Source organism: Streptomyces sp. B15, assembly GCF_018070605.1.
In the GTDB taxonomy this organism is placed as follows: Bacteria; Actinomycetota; Actinomycetes; order Streptomycetales; family Streptomycetaceae; genus Streptomyces; species Streptomyces smyrnaeus.
This window is the reverse complement of record NZ_JAGPXJ010000176.1, coordinates 1-6,068: the sequence shown is the minus strand read 5'-3', so window position 1 is coordinate 6,068 and position 6,068 is coordinate 1. Positions and strand designations below refer to the sequence as shown.

Here is a 6,068-nt window from a genome sequence, read left to right as displayed (position 1 = left end):
GGGCGGGCCCGGGGTGTGCCCGGAGGTGCTCGCGCAGTTTGTCGAGGAGTTCGGCCAGGGCCTGCGGATCCCGCGCGGAGCCGGGTGAGCGCCAGGGAGCCCATACCCAGCTCGTAGAAGGGAGTGTCGGTGTCCACCGCGTGCCCGAGCAGGGCGGTGGCGTCCTCGCGTACCACGCGCAGCAGATCGGCGCCGCCCCCCGGACCGGTGTCGAGGGCACCTGCCAGCAGCCGCTCACGCAGCTGTGCCCGGCGCACCTTCCCCGCCGGAGTACGGGGGAACTCGGCCTCGGGGACCGGCACAGCGCGTGCGACCGTGAGCCGGAGTCGGGTGAAGACGGCCGCCTTGATGCCCCGGGCGACGCGTTCGTCCGCGGCCGAATCGCCTCGGCTGACGAAGAACACGACCAGCGACTCACTGCCGGCCTCCGGGTCGGGCACCCCGCAGGCGGCGATCTCTCCCGCCCGTACACCGGGCACGGCGGCGGCCGCGTCCTCGACCTCGTGGCCGTGGACGTTGTGCCCGTTGAGGACGATCAGATCCTTGCTTCTGCCGGTGATCGTCACCTGGCCGTCGGCGAGGAAGGCCAGATCGCCGGTGTCGAGCCAGTCGGGCCCGTCGGGGAAGGCGGCCCGGTCCGCCTCGGGGTTGTTGACGTATCCAGGGGTGACGCGGGCCGCCGACCGTATCTGCAGTCTGCCGATCCGCTCCTCCGGCAGGGGCTCCGAGCGGTGGTCCACGACGCGCACCGCCGCCCCGTGTGCGGGGGCTCCGACGGCGACGAAGGTGGCGCGGTCCCGTTCCTCGGTGTCCTCGCCGACGCGGACCAGATCCCCGTCGAGGCTGTCCTTGCGCAGATGGTTCACGCTCCCCGCACCGCCGAGGTTGCCGTAGGTGATGGCCGTGACCGTCTCCGCCATCCCCCAGACGGGCACGATGTGCTCGTCCCGCACACCGAAAGGTTCCGTCGCGGCGAGGAATCGTTCCATCACCGACAGCGGGATCTGCTCCCCGCCGCACACCAGGGTCCGTATCCGGCCCAGATCCCAATGTCTGTCCGGGTGTTCGCCCACCGCGTCGGCGATCAGCCGGTAGGCGAAGGCGGGCGCCCAGGCGTGGTGGGCTCCGTGCTCCTCCAGCAGGTCCAGCCAGCGCAGCGGCGCGACCAGCACATGGCCACTCGTCGCGTGGACATTGGTGCAGCCCACGAAGACCTCGAGGAGGTGGTAGAGCAGGAGCGCCCCGCTGTGATCAACCGGAAGCCAGTTCACGGTCGTATCGCCCGGCCGCACATCCAGGATCCGGCGGCTGCTCGCCGCGAACTCGGTCAGTCCCCGGTGCGTGAGCCGGGCCGCCTTGGGCACGCCCGTACTGCCCGAGGAGAGCATGAGCAGCGCCACATCGACCCCGTCCGGCTCCACCAGATCCTCCGCGGGCGGGTGGCGCAGACAGTCCTCGGCGACCACGACCCGTGCGGACGGGACTGCCCCGGCCACCACGGCAGCGCCGGCCCGGTCCGTCACCACCAGCGGCTCACCCAGCAACGCGCGGGTGTGACCGAGACGTTCCATGGCCGGGGAGTGCGCCTCGGCCCGCTCCGCGAGGGCGACCGGTCTGGCGCCGCCGAGCAGGCAGGCCCAGAACGCGGGGAAGAACTCGTCCAGCGGTAATCCGCACAGAACGATGTCGGCGCCGGGTCGCAGGCCGCGTTCACGCAGCCCCGTGAGCATCCGGCGTGCCCTGGCCAGCAGTTCGGGGTACTTCTGAACGGTGGTGCGGCCGTCGTCGTCGACGGTCACGACGCCCGCGTCCGCGAAGCGCTCCGCCGCACGCAGCAGGGCGCTGACCGCGTTCAGCGGATCATCGTCGGTCAGCTCCAGCTCAGGCCCTCGGTACAGAGCCGGTCCGCGTGCACGGGCCATGGGTGTTCGCTCCTTCGCTGTGTGACGGCTTTTCGTACGGTTGCTCGATCATCCGGCGCCGGGCGGCGAGGGACAGCAGAAGAAGCGCCAGTGCCGCACAGAGCGCCATCCCGTGGAAGAGGCCCACGACCGCGAGCGCCGGCCACATCTCCAGCGCTGCCGCCGCGGTCACCATGCCCAGGGCGAATCCGGAGGTCTCCGCCGTGGCCGACAGCCCGAACAGACGGCTGCGTTCCCGGTCCGGCGCGGCCTGCAGCCGTGAGGTGTACACGATCTCCGTGAACCCGTCGGCCAGCCCGGCGACTCCGGCGACCGCCATGAGGAGCAGGGGCGCCGGACCGGTGAAGGCCAGCACGAAGGACACCGACATCACGCAGGTGCCCACGGCGAAGGCGTACTCCCCCCACCGGCCCTCCGACCACGAGGCGTGCCGCCGCTTCAGAAGCTGGTGGGCCAGGAACGTGCCCACCGCCCAGGAAGCCCAGAACTGCGTCATGAACAGGGCCGGGTCTCCCGGCGACTCCACGTCGGCCACCACGGGCAGAGCCACGTTGTGCGACGAGGACGCGAGCGCGTCGACGCCCCGCAGCAGGATCATGCCGAGCAGCAGCGCGGGCACCGCCCTCAGCACCTGCCGCAGCGAAGCGGCTCCCGGCTCCGGCGCAGTCCGCGGGGCCGACCGGTCCTCCTCCATCCGGGGCCGCAGCAGCGACAACGCCATCGCGGACACCAGGAAAGTCGCCGCGTTCACGGCGAACGCGGCGCTGTGTCCCGCCAGTTCGATGATCGGGGCGGCCGAAGCGAAACCGGCCACGGTGGCGACGGAACGAGACGTCGTCAACTGCCCGTTGGTCCGGACCCGCGCCTCGTGCCCCACCATCACCGGGACCGCACTGCGCAGCGCGACGGTGAAGAAGGTGTTTCCGGCACCGAGCACCACCACGACGACAGCCAGCAGCCACACCGGAGCCGAGCCCGTCGCGGACAGCGCCAGCACCACCATGGCCACCGCCTGGCCGAGATCCGCACCGATCATCATGGCTCGGCGCCCCACCCGGGCCGCCAGCGCTCCGGCTCCCAGTCCCGCCAGCACTCCCGCGAACAACCGCAGCGCCATGAGCAGGCCCAGACCGAGCCCGCTCCCCGTGACCTCGTACGTGAACAGGCTCAACGCGATCAGATTGAGAAAGTTGCCGTAGACGGAAACCGCATACGCGCCCACAAGAGCGCGCACACGCCGATGCAGGTGACTCAATCCAGACTCCTCGCAGGTAGGGGCATGAGCCAGATACACGGCAGTGCACAGGGAGTTGGGCGATGTCTGGAGGCTACCGCGAGCACGGCGTTCTGCTGCCGAAGCACAAGGAATCAGTCAGAACCAGCCGCTGCGGCAGGAGGGGACGATGGCGGCAAGGGCGCGCGCCCGGACGCGTCAGCGCAAGCGCAGAGGCACACCGAGATCCGACGGGGTGAGCTGGCGGGAACGGGTGGGGGCGAAGCCCTTATCTGATCCGGGAATCTCCAGGAACGCGCCCTTGCGGTGGTTGTAGAGGGGAACGAACACGAGGGCGTCCTCGTGGCCGTCGCCGTTGGTGTCGAGCAGCGGGGGCTGGACGTGGAAGGCGTTCCAGCGGTGCGGGTTGGGGGTGCCCGGAAAACCCTTGGTCCGGGCGTCGATCTCCTGGGCGCTCTGTGCCGAAGGACCGTCCGGGCCACCGGGGAGGAGGGTGACCAGGCCGTCGTGGCGGCGGAAGTCGGGGGTGTTGGCGACGATGTCGGGGTGGTCGTCACCGTTGACGTTCCCCACCGACGGGGAGGCGCCGAAGCTGGCGTGCCGTCCCTGGGTGATCCGCAGGGTTCGCTTGCCGGTGCCGAGACCGGAGCGGGCGCCGTACAGGACACCGACGCCGCCGCCCTTGCCCGCCTTCTCCTCCGCGTACGACACCGGGACGGTGAGCGGCATCAGCAGATCGTCGATGCCGTCGCCGTCCGCGTCGCCGACGGACGGGGCACGCGGCCCGTCCTGGCCGCCCGCCAGCGCCTGGCGCAGGGACTCGTCGAGGCTGCGGTCACGGGCCAGACCGCGCTTGGTGCCCCGGTAGTAGGCGACCGGGGTGAGATCGGCGGGAGCGGAGTCGTCCTGCTCGGCGTCGTAGCCGTAGGTCAGGACGAGATCGGTGCGGCCGTCGGCGTCGAAGTCGCCTGCTGCGGCGCCGTCGGGGGCCGCGTAACCGTGCTGGCTCAGGTCGAGTGGGGCGGGCTCGCGCCGGTGCTTGCGGGACCGCTGCTCACCTGCGGAGGCGACGGGGCCGTAGACGATACGCGCGGAGGGGCCGCCCTCCCGTGCGGAGGGATCGCTGTCGGGGGCGCCGGGCCCGCCGCTGCCCGTGTCGAACAGGTCGGTCTTCCCGTCGCCGTCGAAGTCGCCGCTCGCCTTCGGGCTGAAGCCCTTCGGAACCTGGAGCGAACGCGGCCCGGTCAGACCCCGCGGACCACCGAACATCGCAGAAGCCCGAGCCTGTGCCTCGGTCCCGGCACGGCCTGCCCGGGAGGTCACCAGGTCGGTGAAGCCGTCGCCGTTCAGATCGGTGCGCAGAAGAAGCTGGAAGCGGCCACCGGCCCGCGTCGTCCAGGAGCGGTTGAGGCCCTTCTTGGAGCCGTAGACCACCAGCAGGGTGTCCTTGGTGCGCTTCTGGTCCTTGCTCGCGGAGTGGACAACGGTGGCGTAGTCGTCATAACCGTCACCGTTGAAGTCCCCGCTGTCAGGGCCGTCTTCGGAGTCGTCTGCCTTGCCGGCCGGCGGGCGCTCACCCGAGGAGTCGGACCGGCCGTCCGAGGACGTGTCGGACGCGCCGCACCCGGTGAGCACCAGCACCAGTGCGCAGGACGCCGACACGACAGCAGCGGCGGCAGCCGCCGTCCGCGCCCGCCGTCGTGGCCGTCTCCTGTCACCGTGCCGCTCCGCACCCTCGAACATCACCTGGCCCCTCCCTTTGTGTCAGAAGGGAGCGTAGGCGATCCCTTTCGGCAGGCCCGCCCGATCGTCTGCCAAGGGCCGTGCGTGGGTGGGCCGTTCCGCCACGGCGCACCACCACGCACCGTTTCCCGTTGGGCGACACCGGGCACGGAGAGGGAGGCATCAGCTGTTTTCGGGCGGTGCGGCCGTCAGATAGCGGGTGAGCATGACGACCAGCTCGTTCTTGAGGCGAGCACCGTCGACTCGGCCATACGGCGTCTGGTGGCGGCCACGCCCGACTCCAGGTGCCGAGAACGACGGGATCGGGCTGCTCTTCCTGGTCCCCGGGGTGGCGGGAGACCCTGCGGGTCAACGGCCGTGCCTATCCCACTGACGAGCCCGACGTACTCGCCCGGATGCAGACCGGGGCGAAGCGGCCGGAGCTGGCGCTCGTCGTCGAGGTGGCCGCGGTCTTCTTCCACTGCGGGCGCGCACTCATCCGCTCCCGGCTGTGGGATCCCCGAGCCAAGCCCTCGCCGACGAAATCTCGCCCGTGAGCGGGGTGGTCACCGCCCAGTTCGGGATCGACGTCGACCCGGGCAGCGCTCGTCCAGATCCTCGAAGAGGGCTACGGGAAGCTGTACTGACCATGCCTGTGGGTGAATCACCGATGCCACAGACACAACAGATGCAGCAGACGGTCCGGGTTCCGGCCGACGAGTCGCTGTTGGATGCCCCGACCCACGCGGGGCGGCCTGTGGTCGCCGGGTGCCGCGAGGGGAACTGCGGAAGCTGTGAACTGACCGTCCTGGACGGCGACCCCGAACACCGGCACGACATCGGCGCCTCCGCGGGCCGCAGGTACGCCTGTGTGTCCCCGCGCCTCGTCCTGGACCTGTGACCCGTCACCAGCAGCGAACGGCGACTCGTCCACGAGAGGGCCCGCTGCCGCCAAGACGCGCAGGGCGGCAGCGAGCGAGACTGAGTCAGCCCGCCGGCGCGGCAGGTGCCGGCGGCGGCGCGGGTGCGGGTTCGGGCGCCGGTGCGGGCTCTGGTTCGGGTGCGGGTTCGGGCGCGGGCTCAGGCTCCGGCGCCGGTTCGGGTTCGGGTGCGCGCTCTGGTTCGGGTGCGGGTTCGGGTTCCGGCGCGGGCTCAGGCTCAGGTGCAGGCGCGGGTGCGGGTGCGGGCGC

4 protein-coding genes and 1 pseudogene are annotated in these 6,068 nt (G+C 71.3%); 2 read left to right on the top strand and 3 right to left on the bottom strand.

Features of this window, described 5'->3' with window-relative positions; all coding sequences use genetic code 11:
* The 3 genes from KBY19_RS35445 to KBY19_RS35435 form a co-directional block, all read right to left on the bottom strand.
* On the bottom strand, nucleotides 1-1,922 hold a 1,922-nt coding region (locus KBY19_RS35445), incomplete at its 3' end, for an AMP-binding protein (RefSeq protein ID WP_210967479.1).
* Nucleotides 1,882-3,156 (bottom strand): MFS transporter, encoded by a 1,275-nt coding sequence (locus KBY19_RS35440; RefSeq protein ID WP_307842376.1) that lies wholly within the window; start codon nucleotides 3,154-3,156, stop codon nucleotides 1,882-1,884. The genes KBY19_RS35440 and KBY19_RS35445, both read right to left, overlap by 41 nt.
* Nucleotides 3,157-3,354: 198 nt before the next feature.
* Nucleotides 3,355-4,899: a VCBS repeat-containing protein gene (locus KBY19_RS35435; RefSeq protein ID WP_210967478.1), complete on the bottom strand. Its 1,545-nt coding sequence runs from the start codon at nucleotides 4,897-4,899 to the stop codon at nucleotides 3,355-3,357.
* Between the two features lie 284 nt (nucleotides 4,900-5,183).
* Here KBY19_RS35435 and KBY19_RS35430 point away from each other — a divergent pair, with 284 nt between their 5' ends.
* Together KBY19_RS35430 and KBY19_RS35425 are read left to right on the top strand one after the other, a co-directional pair.
* On the top strand, nucleotides 5,184-5,435 hold the full coding sequence (locus tag KBY19_RS35430; RefSeq protein ID WP_359089888.1) for a hypothetical protein: 252 nt from the start codon (nucleotides 5,184-5,186) through the stop codon (nucleotides 5,433-5,435).
* A 137-nt stretch (nucleotides 5,436-5,572) separates the two neighbouring features.
* Nucleotides 5,573-5,779 (top strand): annotated as a pseudogene (locus KBY19_RS35425) (2Fe-2S iron-sulfur cluster-binding protein); the annotation flags it as partial.
* Nucleotides 5,780-6,068 lie beyond the last annotated feature (289 nt).